The organism is Streptomyces sp. NEAU-YJ-81 (assembly GCF_017592595.1).
GTDB classification, from domain to species: domain Bacteria; phylum Actinomycetota; class Actinomycetes; order Streptomycetales; family Streptomycetaceae; genus Streptomyces; species Streptomyces hygroscopicus_B.
Genome location: NZ_JAGFNO010000045.1, coordinates 20,536 through 38,469, shown reverse-complemented (window position 1 = coordinate 38,469; position 17,934 = coordinate 20,536). Strand labels below are relative to the sequence as shown.

General features: G+C 70.8%; 15 protein-coding genes. 5 read left to right on the top strand and 10 right to left on the bottom strand.

Features of this window, described 5'->3' with window-relative positions:
* Window positions 1-56 precede the first annotated feature (56 nt).
* On the top strand, window positions 57-1,115 hold the full coding sequence (locus tag J5X86_RS45745; RefSeq protein ID WP_208522532.1) for a YncE family protein: 1,059 nt from the start codon (window positions 57-59) through the stop codon (window positions 1,113-1,115).
* Window positions 1,116-1,215: 100 nt separating this feature from the next.
* Here J5X86_RS45745 and J5X86_RS45740 read toward each other — a convergent pair whose 3' ends face one another.
* Entirely contained in the window at window positions 1,216-1,836 is a 621-nt protein-coding gene (locus tag J5X86_RS45740; protein WP_208522531.1) for a nucleoside/nucleotide kinase family protein, read from the bottom strand.
* A gap of 231 nt (window positions 1,837-2,067) precedes the next feature.
* Between J5X86_RS45740 and J5X86_RS45735 the strand changes: the two genes are divergently transcribed.
* Window positions 2,068-2,949, top strand: coding sequence for a D-alanyl-D-alanine carboxypeptidase family protein (locus J5X86_RS45735; RefSeq protein WP_208522530.1), 882 nt, complete (start codon window positions 2,068-2,070; stop codon window positions 2,947-2,949).
* 71 nt (window positions 2,950-3,020) lie between these two features.
* On the opposite strand, the gene J5X86_RS45730 is transcribed toward J5X86_RS45735, so the two are convergent.
* On the bottom strand, window positions 3,021-3,629 hold the full coding sequence (locus J5X86_RS45730; protein ID WP_208522546.1) for a hypothetical protein: 609 nt from the start codon (window positions 3,627-3,629) through the stop codon (window positions 3,021-3,023).
* Between the two features lie 208 nt (window positions 3,630-3,837).
* Here J5X86_RS45730 and J5X86_RS45725 point away from each other — a divergent pair, with 208 nt between their 5' ends.
* Complete coding sequence (locus J5X86_RS45725; RefSeq protein WP_208522529.1) at window positions 3,838-5,334, top strand: alpha/beta hydrolase; 1,497 nt, start codon at window positions 3,838-3,840, stop codon at window positions 5,332-5,334.
* A gap of 93 nt (window positions 5,335-5,427) precedes the next feature.
* On the opposite strand, the gene argS is transcribed toward J5X86_RS45725, so the two are convergent.
* Window positions 5,428-7,215, bottom strand: a complete 1,788-nt coding sequence (gene argS / locus J5X86_RS45720; protein WP_208522528.1) for an arginine--tRNA ligase — start codon at window positions 7,213-7,215, stop codon at window positions 5,428-5,430.
* Between the two features lie 156 nt (window positions 7,216-7,371).
* Between argS and lysS the strand changes: the two genes are divergently transcribed.
* Window positions 7,372-9,123 carry a lysine--tRNA ligase gene (gene lysS / locus J5X86_RS45715; RefSeq protein WP_208522527.1) on the top strand — a complete coding sequence of 584 codons (1,752 nt, stop codon included), beginning with the start codon at window positions 7,372-7,374 and terminating at the stop codon, window positions 9,121-9,123.
* Window positions 9,124-9,182: 59 nt separating this feature from the next.
* On the opposite strand, the gene J5X86_RS45710 is transcribed toward lysS, so the two are convergent.
* The 3 genes from J5X86_RS45710 to J5X86_RS45700 all read right to left on the bottom strand — a co-directional run bounded on the left by J5X86_RS45710 (window position 9,183) and on the right by J5X86_RS45700 (window position 12,498).
* Window positions 9,183-10,640: a DUF2637 domain-containing protein gene (locus tag J5X86_RS45710; RefSeq protein ID WP_208522526.1), complete on the bottom strand. Its 1,458-nt coding sequence runs from the start codon at window positions 10,638-10,640 to the stop codon at window positions 9,183-9,185.
* Window positions 10,641-10,728: 88 nt separating this feature from the next.
* A complete protein-coding gene (locus J5X86_RS45705) occupies window positions 10,729-11,430 on the bottom strand; it encodes a hypothetical protein (protein WP_208522525.1) in 702 nt (233 codons plus the stop codon).
* Between the two features lie 135 nt (window positions 11,431-11,565).
* On the bottom strand, window positions 11,566-12,498 hold the full coding sequence (locus J5X86_RS45700; RefSeq protein ID WP_308124932.1) for a DUF3558 domain-containing protein: 933 nt from the start codon (window positions 12,496-12,498) through the stop codon (window positions 11,566-11,568).
* Window positions 12,499-12,661: 163 nt separating this feature from the next.
* On the opposite strand from J5X86_RS45700, the gene J5X86_RS45695 reads away from it, so the two are divergent.
* On the top strand, window positions 12,662-13,855 hold the full coding sequence (locus J5X86_RS45695; protein ID WP_208522524.1) for an RtcB family protein: 1,194 nt from the start codon (window positions 12,662-12,664) through the stop codon (window positions 13,853-13,855).
* Between the two features lie 108 nt (window positions 13,856-13,963).
* Here the strand turns inward: J5X86_RS45695 and J5X86_RS45690 are convergent, their stop codons facing one another.
* The 4 genes from J5X86_RS45690 to J5X86_RS45675 all read right to left on the bottom strand — a co-directional run bounded on the left by J5X86_RS45690 (window position 13,964) and on the right by J5X86_RS45675 (window position 17,840).
* A complete protein-coding gene (locus tag J5X86_RS45690; RefSeq protein WP_208522523.1) occupies window positions 13,964-15,202 on the bottom strand; it encodes a cytochrome P450 in 1,239 nt (412 codons plus the stop codon).
* Between the two features lie 64 nt (window positions 15,203-15,266).
* Complete coding sequence (locus tag J5X86_RS45685; protein ID WP_208522522.1) at window positions 15,267-16,673, bottom strand: NAD(P)/FAD-dependent oxidoreductase; 1,407 nt, start codon at window positions 16,671-16,673, stop codon at window positions 15,267-15,269.
* Window positions 16,663-16,899 carry a ferredoxin gene (locus J5X86_RS45680; protein WP_208522521.1) on the bottom strand — a complete coding sequence of 79 codons (237 nt, stop codon included), beginning with the start codon at window positions 16,897-16,899 and terminating at the stop codon, window positions 16,663-16,665. The genes J5X86_RS45685 and J5X86_RS45680 overlap by 11 nt, the downstream gene beginning before the upstream one ends.
* A 185-nt stretch (window positions 16,900-17,084) precedes the next feature.
* Window positions 17,085-17,840: an SDR family NAD(P)-dependent oxidoreductase gene (locus J5X86_RS45675; protein WP_208522519.1), complete on the bottom strand. Its 756-nt coding sequence runs from the start codon at window positions 17,838-17,840 to the stop codon at window positions 17,085-17,087.
* Window positions 17,841-17,934 lie beyond the last annotated feature (94 nt).

Genomic DNA, 17,934 nt, shown 5'->3' with positions numbered 1-17,934 from the left:
GTGGAGTTGTCCGCGAGACCGCGTGACCTCCCCTTCGCCCCTTTCAAGGAGCTTCCATGCAGCAGTCCCCGCGCGCCGGCCGGGAAGGCGACGTTTTGGCCGTGGTCAGTCAGAGCGGGCCGACGGTCTCGTTCTTCGACGCCGCCGTCGACCGGCACCTCGGTACGACGGAACTCCTCGCCGAACCGCACGAGTTGTGCTTCGACCCGACCCAGCGGCTGCTGTGGTGCACCACGGCGTACCACTCGGGCTACTACCACGCGAACAGCGGGCGGCGCACCGAGCTGACCGTCATCGACCCCGACACCCGCCGCGTCGTCGAGGTCATCGACCTCGCCCCGGAACACGGCCCGCACGGGCTGGCGCTGGACCCGGCGCGCGGGCGCCTCTACGTCAGCGTGGAGGGCGCGGCGGATCGGCCCGGCGGGGTCGTGGTGATCGACACGGCGACCCGACGTCCCCTGGGCAGGATCGACACGGACGCGCCCGGCCCGCACTGGTTCGCCATCGACCCGGCGGGCAGGACGGGGTACGCCACCAACAAGGAGGCGCCCTTCGTATCGGTGGTCGACCTCGAACGGGGCACCCTCACCGCGAAGGTCGAGGTACCGGGCAGCGAGGGACTCGCCGTCTCGGCCGACGGCGCGCGCGTCTACGTCGCCTCGCCCTACGCGGGTCACTTCTTCTCGCCCGGCGCCGAGGAGCCGCCTGCCACCGGAGTCCGGGTGATCGACACCCGGACGGCGTCCGTGGTCGAGACCCTGCCCACGGACGACGTCATCATCCCGATGCACCTGACCTCGACCGGGAAGCTGCTCGCGGGCGAAATGCGCATGGAGGCCGACCCGGAGTCCCAGCTCGGACGCCAGGCGCCGGGGCGCCTCACGGTGTTCTCCGCCGACACCCACAAGCGGCTGGGCGAGGTCGAGGTGGGGCACGCCCCGCTGACCATTACCTCCTCGCCAGACGGCCGGCTCGGCTACGTGGCCTGTGTCGCCTCCTCCACCGTCGACATCGTCGACCTGGAGACGCTGCGGGGCCTGGGCCGGCTGGACATCGCCAAGCGCGGTGAGCCCGGCGCCCACGGCCTGGCCTACCTCCCGCGCCCGGCCTGACCCCTGCCGAGCCCCGCCTCCGCCCACGCCGTGGACGGCCTCGGCGCGCGGGCGGGGGGCAGGAGCCGGCCGACGGCTCCGAGGCCGAGGGCGCCGGTCGTCACCGGCCCCTGACCACGAAATCGGCGGCCGCCCGCCCGGGGGCGACCAGCCGGGCGTTGGCCTCGTCGGAGGTGAGGACGAAGCGCTCGGCCACCTCGCGCGGCTTGCCGAACCGCTCATGGCGGTCGATCAGCCGGCGCACCCGCTCCTCGGTGTCCAGGTCGACCCACCAGGTCTCGTCCAGCAGCTCGCGGACCGGGAGCCAGGGCGCCTCGTCCAGCAGCAGATAGTTTCCCTCGGTGATCACCAGCGGGATCTCCGGCGCCACCGCGATGGTGCCGGCGACGGGCTGTTCCAGCTCGCGGTCGAACCCCGGCGCGTAGACGACCTCCTCGGCGCGCGGCGCCCGCAGCCGCCGCAGCAGCGCGGTGTAGCCGTACGGGTCGAAGGTCTCCGGCGCGCCCTTGCGGCCGATCAGGCCGAGTCGGCGCAGCTCGGCGTCGGCGAGGTGGAAGCCGTCCATCGGCACCAGGACGGCCCGGTCGGCGCCGAGGGCGTCGACCAGGTACTCGGCGAGGGTGGTCTTGCCGGCCCCGGGCGGTCCGGCGATTCCGAGCAGGCGGCGACCGCCCGCGTCGGCCAGGCGCTGGGCGCGGTCGAGGAGTTGCTGGGAAGTCATGGCGGGCGCTTTCGGTGGCTTTCGGGAAGGGGCACGATCCACTATTCCGGCCTGCGGCCCGCCCCCGCGGTCGGCGGTGAGGGGGAGGGCAGGCGGGCAGCCGGGCGAATTTCCAGAAATCTCGGCAGAGGGGCACATCCCTTGACCCCTTTCAGGCGTCACATGAGAGAGCGGCCCTGCGATGCGGCCGCACGCATGGGGCATTTGGAGATATTCACGTTGAAAACCGGCATGAAGGGTCTACGTCGCGTATCCGCGGTCGCGATCACCGCTGGAGCCGTGCTGACGGCGGGGGCGTTCACCGCCTCCGCGCAGGCCGCGACGACCGCTACTCCCACGATCGCCGCCAAGGGCGGGTTCGTGATGAACAACGGCACGGGAAAGAGCCTGTTCACCAAGGCCGCGGACACCCGTCGGTCCACCGGCTCCACCACCAAGATCATGACTGCCCGGGTGGTGCTCGCACAGCCGAATCTCAACCTGGACGCCAAGGTCACGGTCCAGAAGGCGTACAGCGACTACATCGTCGACAACAACTGGGCCTCCTCGGCCCGGCTGATCGTCGGCGACAAGGTCACCGTCCGCCAGCTGCTGTACGGGCTGATGCTCCCGTCCGGCTGCGACGCGGCGTACGCGCTGGCGGACAAGTTCGGCACCGGTTCCACCCGGGCCGCGCGGGTGAAGTCGTTCATCGGCAAGATGAACACCACGGCCAAGTCCCTCGGGCTGACGAACACCCACTTCGACTCGTTCGACGGCATCGGGCGCGGCGCCAACTACTCGACGCCGCGCGATCTGACGAAGCTGGCCAGCAGCGCGATGAAGTACTCCACGTTCCGCACGGTCGTGAAGACGAAGTCGACCAAGCAGAAGGTGACCACGAAGAGCGGCGGCTACCGCTACATGTCGTGGACCAACACCAACAATCTGCTGGGCAGCTATTCGGGCACCATCGGCGTCAAGACCGGCTCGGGTCCGGAGGCCAAGTACTGCCTGGTCTTCGCCGCCACCCGGAACGGGAAGACGGTCATCGGTACCGTCCTCGCCTCCTCCTCGGTGGACAACCGCACGGCGGACGCGAAGAAGATCATGGACTACGGCTTCAAGCAGTAGGCCGAGCCCGAGGTGGACAAGGGCCTGCCCCACGACCGTCCGGCCGTGGGGCAGGCCCTTCGCCGTCACCCTCAGCGCACCGCGTTCCAGGAGTGCGCCACGTCCACCACGACCCGCCCGTCCGTCTGGAAGACGCGGAACGGCAGCCGTGCGCGCACGCCCAGGCCGACCTGGGTCTCGCCCTCGAAGCTGGCGCCGAAGCGGGTGTCCCGGAAGGTCTGGTACCCGGCGACGTCCACCCCCGGCAGCGGCTTGCGCGCCCGCCCCGGATACGACTCCCCGCCGGTCCCCGGGTCATAGCTCGGCGCGGCTACATGGATGTCCAGAATCGCCCCGCCGCCGACCGGGATCTCCTCGCCCGAGCCGTCCTGGTACAGGGTGTCCACGTACGCCACGCGGTAGCCGACGCGATCGGCGGCCGTGGCGCCCTTCACGTCGAACACCATGCGGTCGTAGCAGGCGTGCCGGCCGGTCCTGATGCTCCCCAGCGGTGTGTGGCCCGCCGGCTGGGCCGTCTTCTCGCCGCTGCCCCAGCCGGTCTCACAGGCCGCTGCCTTGGCCGCCGACTTGGCCGCCGCCTTGGCCGCGGCCGGAGTGACGGCCCCCGCCGCCCCCGCCGTCGCCGCCAGCGCGCCGCCCGCGAGCACCATCGCCGCGAGTGCGGTCCCCCACCGTCGCATGGTCAAGCCCCCAATGTTCTGTTGATGACAGGTGATTCACGGGGTTGGACGGGCCGGGACGGCGAGAGGTTGTCCCGGTCCGGGAAATGTGTCGCGAATGCTACGTGCGCGGCGGTACGCCTGACGTTCCGTCGGGGGGTTATCCCCCGGACGGGTCGGCCGGTTGCCCGGATGGGAGGGAGGAGCCGGTTCGACAAGGCTTGTGCACATGAGACCGACGACCGGCAGAACCGCCGCGCTGGCCCTCGCCACCGCCACCACCGCATCCCTCCTCGGCATCGCGTCCGCGGACGCGACCCCGGGACCGCGGGCCGATCCGACCACCACCGCGCTCAGCTGGGGGGCCTGCGAGGGCACCGGGCTCGACCCCCGGCAGGAATGCGCCACGCTCAAGGTGCCGCTGGACCACCGCGACCCCGGCGGCAAGCGGATCTCCCTCGCCGTATCCCGCATCCCCAGCGAGCGGCCGCAGGCCCGCCGGGGCACCCTGCTGCTGATCCCGGGCGGCCCCGGATCGGCGGGGCTGAACAGGCCGACCACATACGGCAAACGGCTGCCGCAATCGGTGCGGGACGCCTATGACATCGTCAGCTTCGACCCGCGCGGCATGGGGCAGTCCACCCACACCGGATGCGGTCTGGACACCGCCGATCTGTCGCTGCTCGCCTCCCGCCCGTGGCCCGCCCCCGGCGGGGACATCACCCAGAACGTCACCACCGGCCGCCGCATCGCCGACACCTGCGCCCGCAACGGCGGTGAGCTGCTGCGCACCATCAGCACCGTCAACGGGGCGCGGGACATCGACAGCATCCGCCGGGCGCTGGGCGAGCGGAAGCTGTCCGCATGGGGCGTCTCCTACGGGACGTATGTGGGCTCCGTCTACGCGCAGATGTTCCCCGAGCACACCGACCGCTGGGTGCTGGACAGCAATGACGACCCGGACCCGGAGCGGGTGGAGCGCCGCTGGCTGGCGAACTACGCCGTCGGCGTCGAGGACACCTTCCCCGACTTCGCCGCCTGGGCCTCCGCCCCGAGCAGCCCCGTCCGGCTCGCCGAGACCCCCGACGGGGTGCGCCGGCGGGTGCTGGACCTCGCCGCCCGGCTGGACGAGAAGCCGCTGCCGTGGCCCGGCGCCAACCCGCCCGAGCTGAACGGCAACGCACTCCGCCAGAGCGTGCTGAACGCCCTGTACTCCCGGGACGGCTTCGAGGACCTTGCCAAGCTGATCGTCGACGCGGACGCCGGTAAGGCGCCCGGCGCGGCACCGGCCGACCCGCCCCAGGACGCGGCGGCCGTGTCCCTCGCGACCATCTGCAACGACGTGGAGTGGCCCACGTCCCTGCCGGGCTACGCGCGGGATGTGGCCGCCAGCCGTAAGAGCCACCCGCTCACCGCGGGCATGCCGGTGAACGTCACGCCCTGCGCGTTCTGGCATGACGCGCCGCGGGACAAGCCGGTGCGGATCACCGACCAGGGCCCGTCGAACGTCCTGCTGGTGCAGAACAAACGCGATGTGGCCACCCCGTACAGCGGGGCGCTGAATCTGCGGCGCGCCTACGGCGACCGGGCCCGGATGGTCAGCGTGGACGCGATGGGGCATGGCGCGGCCTATGTGGTGAACAACGGCAGCGCCTGCGCGGACCGGAAGGTCACGGACTTTCTGCTGAAGGGTGAGCGGCCGGAGCACGATGTGCTCTGCCGGTGAGGAACGCGCGGCTGAGGAACGCGATACGCCGCTGACGAATGCGAGGCGCCCCGCTCCCTGTCGCAGGGGCGGGGCGCTTCACGGTCGGCCGACTCAGAGGCGCTCGGGGGTGCGGATGCCCAGCAGGGTCATGCCCTGCCGCAGCGTCCGCGCCGTGATGTCGCACAGGAAGAGGCGGTTCTCCACCTGGGACGGGCCGCCCTCGGCCTTCAGGACCGGGCACTGGTCGTAGAAGGTCGTGTAGAGCGAGGCCAGCTGGTAGAGATACCCGGCCAGCTTGTGCGGCTCGAACCCGGCGGCCACCTCGCGCAGCGTCTCCCCGAACTGGTCGAGGTGCAGGCCCAGCGCCCGCTCGGCCTTGGTCAGCGGCAGCTCGGGGTGGGCCACCGTCCGCTGCCCCTCCTCGGCGCGGCGCAGGATCGACTGGATCCGGGCGTACGCGTACTGCAGATAGACCGAGGTGTCGCCGTTGAGCGAGACCATCTGGTCGAGGTCGAACTTGTAGTCACGCGAGGCGGAGGTGGACAGATCCGCGTACTTCACCGCGCCGACGCCGAGCTGGGCGCCGCGCTCGAGGATGTCCTCCTCGGTGAGGCCGAGCTTCTCGCTCTTCTCCCGGACCACGGCGGCGGCCCGCTCGGTGGCCTCGTCGAGCAGGTCCTCCAGCCGCACCGTCTCGCCCGCGCGGGTCTTGAACGGCTTGCCGTCCTTGCCCAGGACGGTGCCGAAGGCGAGCTGGACGGCGTGCACCTGGTCATTGAGCCAGCCGATCCGGCGGGCGGTCTCGAAGACCATCTTGAAGTGCAGCGACTGCCGGGCGTCCACCACATACAGCAGGGTGTCGGCCTTCAGATGCTGCACCCGGTCGCGGATCGCGGAGAGGTCGGTGGCCGCATAGCCGAAGCCGCCGTCGGACTTCTGGACGATCAGCGGCACCGGATTGCCCTCGGGGCCCTTGATGTCGTCGAAGAAGACGCACAGCGCACCCTCGGAGCGAACGGCGACGCCGGACTCCTCCAGCAGCCGGCAGGTCTCGGCCAGCATGTCGTTGTAACCCGACTCGCCGACCACATCGGGGTCGTGGATCTCGATGTCCAGCTTGTCGAAGACCGAGTAGAAGTAGATCTTCGACTCGTCCACGAACTTCCGCCACAGGGCGATGGTCTCCTCGTCGCCCGCCTGGAGATCCACCACCCGCCGCCGGGACCGCTCCTTGAACTCCGGGTCGGAGTCGAAGAGCGCCCGCGCGGCCTTGTACAGCCGGTTCAGATTGGACATGGCCTCCTGGCCGGAGGCGGCGTCCTTGTGGTCCAGCTCATGCGGGTGCTCGATCAGATACTGGATGAGCATGCCGAACTGGGTGCCCCAGTCGCCGATGTGGTGGCGGCGGACGACCTTCTCGCCCGCGAACTCCAGGATCCGCACCACCGCGTCGCCGATCACCGCCGAGCGCAGATGGCCGACGTGCATCTCCTTGGCCACATTGGGCTGGGCGTAGTCGATCACGGTGGTGCCGGGCGCCTGCGCGAACGGCACGCCGAGGCGGTCGTCGGCGGCGCGGGCGGCGAGGGTCGCGGTGATCGCGGAGTCGGCGATCGTGATGTTGAGGAAGCCGGGGCCGGAGACCTCGATGTCGGCGATCACCGGATCGGGGTCGGCCGAGGTGGCGGCGACCGGAAGGTGCGACACGACCTTGGAGGCCAGCTCACGGGGGTTTCCCTGGAGCTTCTTGGCCAGCGCCAGCATCCCGTTGGCCTGGAAATCGGCCCGGTCGCTTCGTCGCAGCAGCGGGTCCGCGGAGCCGGCCTCCGGCAGGGCAGCCGAGAGGGCGTCCACGACGCGCTGATGGACGGTGGCGGCGAGGGAAGGGACCGATGCCATAGATGAGGTGCCATTCCGATAGTGGTGGTATGGACAACCCAGTATTTCACGGCGGGTCCAACGATTTCCCCGGCCTGTGGATAACCCGGGCCCGCCCGGGAGGCCCTGTGGGCAACGCCGGAGGGCTCCGTTCCGTCTGGGACAATGGGCGGTGCCATGACCGCTAGGAAGGAAGTGCCGACCGTGGCTCAGAGCACCGAGACCGACTGGGTCTCCCGATTCGCCGACGAGGTCATTGCCGAGGCGGAGCGCCGCGCCCCGGGCAAACCTGTCGTCTGCGCCTCGGGTCTCAGCCCGTCCGGCCCGATCCACCTCGGCAATCTGCGCGAGGTCATGACCCCGCACCTGGTCGCCGACGAGATCCGGCGCCGGGGCTATGAATGCGTTCACATCCTGTCCTGGGACGACTACGACCGGTACCGCAAGGTCCCGGCCGGGATCGACCCCTCCTGGTCCGAGCACATCGGCAAGCCGCTCACCTCGGTCCCGGCCCCGCCCGGATCGCCGTATGCGAACTGGGCGGAGCACTTCAAGGTGCCGATGGCCGAGGCGCTGCGCGAGATGGGCATCGAGTTCCACCCCATCAGCCAGACCGAGATGTACACCTCGGGGGCGTACCGCGAGCAGATCCTGCACGCGATGCGCCATCGCCGGGAGATCGACGCCGTCCTGGACCGGTACCGCACCAAGGAGAAGGCCGGCGCGAAGAAGCCGGGCAAGCAGCAGCAGAAGCCGGTCGACGAGGCCGAGCTGGCCGCCGCCGAGGGCTCGGGCGCGGCCGCCGAGGACGACGGCAGCGCGGGCGGCGCGGGTTACTTCCCGTACAAGCCTTACTGCTCGGTCTGCGAGCGCGATCTGACCACGGTGACCTCGTACGACGAGGAGACCACCGAGCTGGCCTACACCTGCGCGTGCGGCCACGGCGAGACCGTCCTGCTCACCGAGCACAACCAGGGCAAGCTGGTCTGGAAGGTCGACTGGCCGATGCGCTGGGCGTACGAGGGCGTGGTCTTCGAGCCTTCGGGCGTCGACCACTCCTCGCCGGGCTCGTCCTATGTGGTCGGCGGCCAGATCGTCCGCGAGGTCTTCGGCGGGGAGCAGCCCATCGGCCCGATGTACGCCTTCGTGGGCATCAGCGGCATGGCCAAGATGTCCTCGTCCAAGGGCGGTGTGCCCACCCCGGCCGACGCCCTGGAGATCATGGAGGCGCCGCTGCTGCGCTGGCTGTACGCCCGCCGCCGGCCCAATCAGTCCTTCAAGATCGCCTTCGACCAGGAGATCCAGCGGACCTACGACGAGTGGGACGCGCTGGAGCGCAAGATCGCCGAGTCCACGGCCCAGCCCGCCGACGTGGCCGCCTATGGCCGCGCGACCCGCACCGCCACGGGCGAGCTGCCGAGCACCCCGCGCCCGCTGCCGTACCGCACGCTGGCCTCGGTGGTGGACATCACCACCGGCCATGACGAGCAGACGCTGCGCATCCTCAGCGACCTCGACCCGGGCAACCCGGTCACGTCCCTGGAGGAGACCCGGCCCCGGCTCGACAAGGCCGAGCGCTGGATCACCACCCAGGTCCCGGCCGACCAGCGCACCCGGGTCCGGGACGAGCCGGACACCGAGCGGCTGGCCGCGCTGGGCGACACCGAGCGGGAGTCGCTGCGGCTGCTGCTCGACGGCCTGGACGACCACTGGTCGCTGGACGGTCTCACCACGCTGGTCTACGGAGTGCCGAAGATCCAGGCGGGGCTGGCGCCGGACGCCAAGCCGACGCCGGAGCTGAAGGTCGCCCAGCGGTCGTTCTTCGCGCTGCTCTACACCCTGCTGGTCGGGCGGGACACCGGCCCCCGGCTGCCCACCCTGCTGCTGGCGGTGGGGGCGGACCGGGTGCGCAAGCTGCTCGCGGCCTGACCTCTCCGCTCCCGGGCGCCGGGCGGCGGCCTTACGGCTGTCGCCCGGCGCCCTCGGCTTTACGGGATGGCTTCCCGCTCCAGGCGGACGCGCTCCTTGAAGTCCTCGACGTACGCGGACAGCTCGCTGTTGCTGAGGTCGCTCACGCCGTACGTGTCGCGCAGCCGCTGCCCGAACTGGTACGCGGAGGGGTACCGGCTGTGGTCGGCGAGGAACTGACGGAAGGTCGCGTAGTAGACCTCCTCGCGCGGGACGTCGTCCGGTAGCTGGTTCACCGGCTGCCCCGGCTGCCCCGGCTGCTCCTCGTACGCGTACCGCTCCGGCTCGCGCTGCTCCGGTACGTACACGCCCTGATGGCTGCCCACGCCCTCACCGCCGAGTGGTCGCACCCGGCCGCCGGGCCCGACCGGCACGGTCAGCTGAGGCTGTTGCTGCTCGAGCTGCTGCTCGAACTGCGCCGCCTGGCCCGGGACCTGCTGGTACTGCGGCTGGGGGGCCTGCTCGTACTGCGGCTGCTGGGGCTGCTGCTCGACCGGCGCGGGATGGGCGGCGGCCGCCGGGTCGAACGGCACGGCGTTCCGGCCGTCGTGGCCCTGCCCGGCGGGCTGCTGGTAGACCGGCAGGGGCAGCGAGAGCGGCAGCTCCTGCGTCTGGGGCGGCTGGGGGTGCTGCTGCGGGGCGTCGGCGGCGCCGGCGCCGCCCGGACCCTCCAGGGCCCCGGGCGGGCCGTACGGGCCCGGCTGGGCCCCCGGGGAGGCGCTCTTGGCCCCCGTCCCGTCGGCCGCGTCGCTCCGGCCCCGCGGAAGCGCCGTCGCCGACACCGCGGACGGCTCCAGACCGGCCGCCGCGAGCCCCGCCGGGGCGGTCTCCGACAGCGGCACCCCGTACCGCGCCAGCCGCAGCGGCATCAGCGACTCCACGGGCGCCTTACGGCGCCAGGCGCGCCCATAGCGGGCGCGCAGCCGGGCCTGGTAGACCAGCCGGTCCTGCTCCAGCCTGATGACCTCCTCGTAACTGCGCAGCTCCCACAGCTTCATCCGGCGCCACAGCCGGAAGGTGGGCACCGGCGCGAGCAGCCAGCGGGTGATGCGGACCGACTCCATGTGCCGGTCGGCGGTGATGTCGGCGATCCGGCCGACCGCGTGCCGGGCGGCCTCGACGGAGACGACGAACAGGATCGGGATCACGGCGTGCATGCCGACGCCGATCGGGTCCGGCCAGGCGGCCGCGCCGTTGAAGGCGATGGTGGCCGCGGTCAGCAGCCAGGCCGTCTGGCGCAGCAGCGGGAAGGGGATCCGGATCCAGGTGAGCAGCAGATCCAGCGCGAGCAGGACCACGATCCCCGCGTCGATACCGATCGGAAAGACATTGGAGAACTTGCCGAAGCCCTTGTCGAGGGCGAGATCGCGCACCGCCGCGTAGGAACCGGCGAAGCCGATCCCCGCGATCACCACCGCCCCGGTGACGACCACCCCGGCCAGTATTCGGTGCGTCCGTGTCAGTTGCATCGCGGCCACCCGCGACCCCTCCCCGTCTTCAACAACAGCGGCCTCAGCGTCGCATACACGTCAAGGCCCGTGGGCGGGAAGGGGCCGTGTCGGGGGATCAGGTGCCGCTCTGGGAGCCCTTCGCGATGGCGCCGACGGCCTCCTTGGCGGCGGACTTGGCGTCCTTGAGCAGCGCGGCCGCGTCCGGGGTCTTCTCCTTCTCATAGCCCGCGCCGTCGTACTGGACGGTGATGACGACATTGGCGGTGCGGGTCACCACCGTCTGGTTGCGGAACTCGTCGCCGTCCTTCTTCTCCTTGGAGCTGACCGAGGTCGCCTCGTCGCCGATGCCCGCGACCTTCTCGGTCTTGGGGTCGGTCACCTTGCCGGTGGCGGCCCTGCTCGCCTGCTGGGCGGCGTACTCCCCGGCGCGCCGGTCGCCGGAGCCGAGCCCCGGGTCGGAGCGGAACAGCTTGAGGGAGACGGTCAGCGAGCGGTACTTGAAGCCGTCGAGGCCGGTCCACAGGCAGCTTGCGGACGTGTTGGTGTCGGCCGAGGGAAGGGCCTTGCCCTTCTTGTTCTGCGCCTTGGGGACGAGCTGGTCGACCGTCTTTCCGGAAAGGGCGGTGCACACATCGGGCAGCTTGCTGAACTTCGCGGCCGCGACGGTGGGTGAAGCGCTGGGCGAGCCGGGTCTCGCCGAGCCACCGGTGTTCTTTTCGTCCTTGTCGTCCGAGCCGGAGGAGCAGCCGGCGACGAGCACCATCGGTACGGTCGCGCAGGCGAGTATTCGGGCGAGTCGCGGGGCTGAACGGTGCATGGGTCCTTCGCTCATTCTCTGTCGATGGGCGGACGTACCGCCCGCGTCATTAGTCGGCACGGTACGCGGCCGACGCGCGGGCGTCCCAATTTCCGAGGTCTGAGCGGGGTGCCCGCAGGGGATGACCGGAACCCGCTATTCGTTGAGGCGACCGGTCAGCTCATCGGCCAAGTCCTGGGCGTTTTCCTGCAGTCCCTGGCTGTTGGGAATGTGCTTCTTGTCGGTCGTCCACTGGTCGTACTCAATGGTGGCAATCACATTCGAGGACCGGAACACGAGCGTGATATCGCGGTGGATACCAGAGTCCTTGGTGATCAGCTCGTCGTTGAGGAAGGCGTCGTCGCCGAGGTCGTCCAGCCGGCGCGGGGCGGTGTCGTCCGAGGCAGTGTCACTTTCGTCACTTTCGCCGCTCGCCTCGCCCCCCGCGGAGGGAGTATCGGTGCCTTTGCCCGTCTCGCCGGACTTGTCGCCCTCATCGCTCGTGCCGCCCTTACCGCTCTTGCCGGGCTCGTCGGAGCTCGTGCCGGGGGAGGCGGAGGAGCTGCTGTCGCCGCTCGTGCCGCCCTCGCTCTGCGAGCTGGAGGAGGGGGTCGAGGGGGCGGTCGGAGCATCCGGGATGTCGGCGGCGACGGCCTTCTTCTCGTAGGTCTCCTGCGCCCGGTCGTCATCGCTGACCGAGGGGTCGTACGAGACGACGCGCTGGAAGTCGATCGTGAGATAGCGCGTGCCGCTGGTGGTCTCCACCTTCCAGCGGCAGCCGTCCCGCCGGTCTATGTCATACGTCACGGCGGCCTGGCCGTCGTACACCTTGTCGTCCTGCTCGGCGCCCGGCAGCAGGGTCTGCAGGGTCTTGCGGCTGACCGCGCCGCATGCCTCGGGCAGGGTGCGGTAACGGCCGGGCTCGGCGGAGACGTTCGTCCCGGAGTCGCCGGAGGCGCCGTCATCCGGGCCGGACGACGAATCGGAGCCGGTGCATCCGCCGAGCCCCGCGGCGGCGAGCACGGTGATGAGCACGGCGACGGCCGGGGTGGCCCGCCGTCCGTACGCCCTTCGCTGCGCTGGCTGCACTGTCGGTGTCCCTTCGAACGACGGAAAACTCCTTGCCGCCCGCGGGCGGCGGCTGGAGACAATGTCTATCGCACGCACTGCCGTGCTTGCCGGTCGCCTGCCGCCTATGGCGCATTGGTCCGGCTTTTGCGTTTTCTGTCTTTTACGGGGGAATGAGTACATCATGTCGTATGTCGAGGTGCCCGGCGCTCAGGTGCCGATCCGGATGTGGACCGACCCCTCGACGGTCGAGGGCGTGGCCATGCAGCAGCTCCGGAATGTCGCCACGCTGCCCTGGATCAAGGGCCTCGCCGTGATGCCGGATGTGCATTACGGGAAGGGTGCCACGGTCGGCTCGGTGATCGCGATGGCGGGCGCGGTGTGCCCGGCGGCCGTCGGCGTGGACATCGGCTGCGGGATGTCGGCGGTCAAGACATCGCTGACCGCCGACGACCTTCCGGGGGATCTCTCGCGGCTGCGGTCCCGGATCGAGCAGACGATCCCGGTGGGGCGCGGAATGCACGACGACCCGGTGGACCCGGGGCGGCTGCACGCGTTTCCGACGGCGGGGTGGGACGACTTCTGGTGCCGGTTCGGGGGAGTGGCCGAGGCGGTCAAGTTCCGTCAGGAGCGGGCCGTCAAGCAGATGGGTTCGCTCGGGTCCGGTAACCACTTCATCGAGTTCTGCCTCGATGACGAGGGTTCGGTCTGGCTGATGCTGCACTCCGGCTCCCGCAACATCGGTAAGGAGCTCGCCGAATACCACATCGGCCAGGCCCGGAAGCTGCCGCACAACCAGGATCTGATCGACCGCGATCTGGCCGTCTTCATCGCGGACACCCCGCAGATGGCGGCGTACCGGCACGATCTCTTCTGGGCGCAGGAGTACGCGAAGTACAACCGCGCGATCATGATGGCGCTCTTCCAGGATGTGGTGCGCAAGGAGTTCAGGAAGGCCCGCCCGGTCTTCGAGCCGGTGATCAGCTGCCACCACAACTACGTCGCCGAGGAGCGCTACGAGCACATGGACCTTCTCGTGACCCGTAAGGGCGCCATCCGCGCCGGGAGCGGGGACTACGGGATCATCCCGGGCTCGATGGGCACCGGTTCGTACATCGTGCGCGGTCTGGGGAACGAGGCGTCGTTCAACTCGGCCTCGCACGGAGCGGGCCGGAAGATGAGCCGTAACGCGGCGAAGAAGCGCTTCTCGACCCGGGATCTGGAGGAGCAGACGCGGGGCGTGGAGTGCCGTAAGGACTCCGGCGTCGTGGACGAGATCCCGGGGGCGTACAAGCCGATCGAGAAGGTCATCGACCAGCAGCGGGACCTCGTCGAGGTGGTGGCGAGGCTCAAGCAGGTCGTGTGCGTGAAGGGCTGAGGCCCGGGACCCCGGGACCCCGGGGACCGCACATGATCAACGGCCCCCGGACCGGTGACGGTTCGGGGGCTTTGGAGCCTCGCGCCATCGGTTGCTGCGGGCCCCGCCCTATCGGCTGATGCCGTCGAAGGCGATGGGCAGATGGCGGGGGCCTCTGAGGACGGCGTTGTGGCGGTAGGGCGGCGGATCCTCGACCAGGCGGGGGTTGTCGAGCCGGCGGACGAGTTCGGCCAGGGCGGCCTGCGCCTCGAGGCGGGCCAGGGGCGAGCCGATGCAGTTGTGGATGCCGCTGCCGAAGCCGAAGTGCTGGTTGTCCGGGCGGTCGGGGATGAAGCGGTCGGGCTCGGGGAAGCGCTGGGGGTCCCGGTTCCCGGAGGCCGGGAAGAGCCACAGCGAGGCGCCCTGGGGAATGGTGGTACCGGCGATCTCGATGTCGTCGAGCGTGGTGCGCTCGGGCAGCAACTGCACGGGCGGTTCGAAGCGCAGCAGTTCTTCCACGAGCGGGATGACCAGGTCGGGGTCCGCACGTAGCTGCTTGAGGGTGTCGGGGTGGCGAAGCAGGGTGAGCATCCCGTTGGTGATGAGGTTGACGGTGGTCTCGTGGCCGGCGATCAGCAGCAGTGTCAGATTGCTGAGCATCTCGGGCAGGGACATCGGGCTCTCGTCGGCTCCGCGGTCGGTGGCCAGGGCGGAGATCATGTCCTCCCGGGGTGCGCGGCGGCGCTGGGCGATCAGGCCCGAGAGGTATTCGGCGAGCTGGTGGTGGGCCTCGCGGATGGCCCGCAAGTGGGCCTGCTGCTCCTCGGGCGTGCCGACGGGCGGCTCGATGGCGGTGGCGACGGTGTCGGCCCAGCCGTGGAAGCGCTGCTCGTCCTCCTGCGGGACGCCGAGCAGGCGGCAGATCACGGTGACGGGGAAGGGGTAGGAGAAGTCGTCGACGAGGTCGATCCGGTCCCGCCCCTCGAAGCGGTCGATGAGTTCGGAGACCATTCCGGAGATCTCGCCGTGCAGGCCGTAGACGCGCCGGGGGGCGTGCGGGGGGCCGTACGTCCGCATGATGAGCCGGCGCAGGCGGTCGTGGTCGGGAGGGTCGAGCCTGATGAAGCTCGGCGGCAGGTCGGGGTCCTCGATCGCGGGGGCGGTCTTGGCCTCGGGGGCGAGATTGCGGACGTCGGAGCTGACCCTGGGGTCGTGGAGGAGGCTGTGGATCTCCCAGTAGGTGCTGACCAGGTAGGGGCCTGATTCGTCCCGCACCACGGGGGTCCGGCGGAGTTCGGCATACAGCGGGTAGGGGTCGGCGCGGTTGGCGTAGTCGAGGATCTGGCCCAGGAGTGCGACCGACGTCATGGTGGTTTCCTTCCGGGATTGCCTTCCGGGCTGGCTGTCCTTCCGGGAGCCGGTGCTGCCCGCGTCAGGCGTGGCGTCCGTGTCCGGCGGGGGTGAACGTGACGCGCTGGTCGGTCGGGGAGTAGCCGCTCACGGTGACCTGGGGGCCGTGGGTGGGCACCGAGGGGTCGGGGAATCCGGCCGGCACCGGACGCATGCCTTCGGTCCGCCGGTCGACGGTGGCGAACGGCATCGGGAAGGGCGCGGCCTGTTCGATCTGCCGCTGGTAGAACTCCAGCCATTTCGCCTGGTCGAAGGTGACGGCGGCGATGACGCGGCCCTGGTAGCCATAGGCCGCGGTGAAGCGGTGTTCGCCCAGCGATCCCTGGCTGACGATGATCTGGTCGGCCATGTTCGGGACCCCGACGGACTTGATGTTGACGCCGAACTGGGCCGACCAGAAATACGGCGTCCACAGGTGCGGGCGGCGCTCCTCACCGCGGCAGATCATGTTGTGGGCCGCGACCTCGGCCTGCGCGACCGCGTTGCCCCAGTGCTCCAGGGACAGGAACCGGTAGCCGAACAGCGGATGCGGGGAGCGGGCGACGTCTCCCGCGACGAACACATCGTCGGCGACGATGCCCCGTACGTCGAAGGCCCGGCAGCCCGCGTCGCAGGCGATCCCGCGCGGCCCCGCGGCCAGCCCGGATCCCGCGAGCCATTCGGTGTTGCGCGTCGCCCCCAGGGCGACGACGGCCACCTCCGCGTCCACCGTGCCTCCATCCGAGAAGTGGGCCCGCCGCAGCCTTCCCGCGCCGTCGCCTTCGAGTCCGGTGACCATCACACCGCAGCGCAGGTCGACGCCGTGCTGGTGGTGCAGTTGGGCGGCCACGTCGCCGATCACGCTGCCCAGGGCGCCCGACAGGGGGGTCGGGCCGCGTTCGGCGACGGTGACCGGCAGGTCCCGCTCGCGGCAGACGGAGGCGATCTCCGAGCCGGTGAATCCGGCACCGATCACCAGCACCCGGCTGGGCCCGGCCTTCAGCCGGTGTCTCAACCGGGTGGCGTCGTCCCTGGTCCGCAGCACGAAGACGCCGTCCAGCCCGGCCTCCAGCTCGTTCGGCCACGGGCGGGAGCGCACCCCGGTGGCGATCAGCAGCCGGTCGTACTCCACCGACGTGCCATCGGCGAGAGCCACCCGCTTGGCCGTCGGATCCAGGCCGGTCGCGGCGGCACCCAGCCGCCACTGCGCCTCGATCGCGCGGCGCCGGGGAAGGGCCGTATGGTCGGCCGGCACCCTGCCGAGCAGCACCTGTTTGGACAGCGGCGGACGGTCGTACGGCTCGCACGGCTCGTCACCGATCATGGTGAGGGTGCCGGTGAAGCCCTCCTCCCGGAGCGTCTCGGCGGCCCGCAGCCCCGCCAGGGAGGCACCCACGACGACGATGCGGCCCTCGCGCCTGAGCCGCTCCAGGGAACCGTCAACCGCCATCGGAGACACCCGCCCCCTCCGCGGTCCACGCCGCGCCCGCGCCCTCCACGGTGATGGCCTTGACCGGACAGGCCGCCTCCGCCCGCAGGACGTCCCGGCGCCGCGTGTCGTCGGGCTGCCCGTCGTACAGCAGCGCTTCCTCACCGTGCATCGCGAACACATCCGGCGCGAGGAAGGCGCACTGCGCGTAGCCCTGGCACCGGTTGAGATCGACGACAACTCTCATGACGCCTCCGCTTCACCGCGAGGTGACGGTCTCTCCCAGCATCGGAGAGCCCCCGGGACGGCGCACATGCACCGGGTCAGACGGGCGGACGGCGGAACCGTCGGCCACCTGCCGCCCGTTCGCGGGCTCAGCGCTCGCGAACGGGCTCAGCAGCCGCGAAACGCGCTCAGCGCTCGCGAACGCGCTCAGCGCTCGCGGTGGACCTTGTGCTGGGCGGCCTGGGCGCGCGGGCGGATGACCATCATGTCGATGTTCACATGTGAGGGGCGGGTGACCGCCCACTCGACCGTGTCGGCCACGTCATCGGCGGTCAGCGGCTCGGCCACGCCCTCGTAGACGGCCGCGGCCTGGGCCTCGTCGCCGCGGAAGCGGTTCACCGCGAACTCGTCCGTCCTGACCATGCCCGGGGCGATCTCGATCACCCGCACCGGATCACCGCACAGCTCCAGGCGCAGGGTGGCCGCGATGGCGTGGGCGCCGTGCTTGGCCGCCACGTACCCGCCGCCGCCCTCGTACGCCACATGGCCCGCCGTGGAGGACAGCACGACGATCGTGCCGTCGCCGGAGGCGGTGAGGGCGGGCAGCAGCGCCTGGGTCACCTGGAGCACGCCCACCACATTGACCTCGTACATCGCCCGCCAGTCGGCCGGGTCGGCGGTGGCGACGGGGTCGGCGCCGATCGCGCCGCCCGCGTTGTTCACCAGGACGTCGCAGCGGTCCAGAGCGGCGGCGAAGGACTCCACGGCGGCACGGTCGGTGACGTCCAGGACGTACGCCTCGGCCTCGTGCCCCGCCTCGGTCAGCTCGGCGGCGAGCGCGTCGACGCGCTCCTTACGGCGGGCGGCGAGGACGACGCGGTATCCGGCGGCGGCCAGGCGGCGCGCGGTCGCGGCGCCGATCCCGCTGCTCGCGCCGGTGATGACTGCGGTACGGGTGGTCATCGGCCCTCCTATGACGACGTGGCGCAAACGGTGGTGCCTGCGCATGATCCATACGCAGGATATGACGGCCTGATTTACCTCCAACCGGGGGACT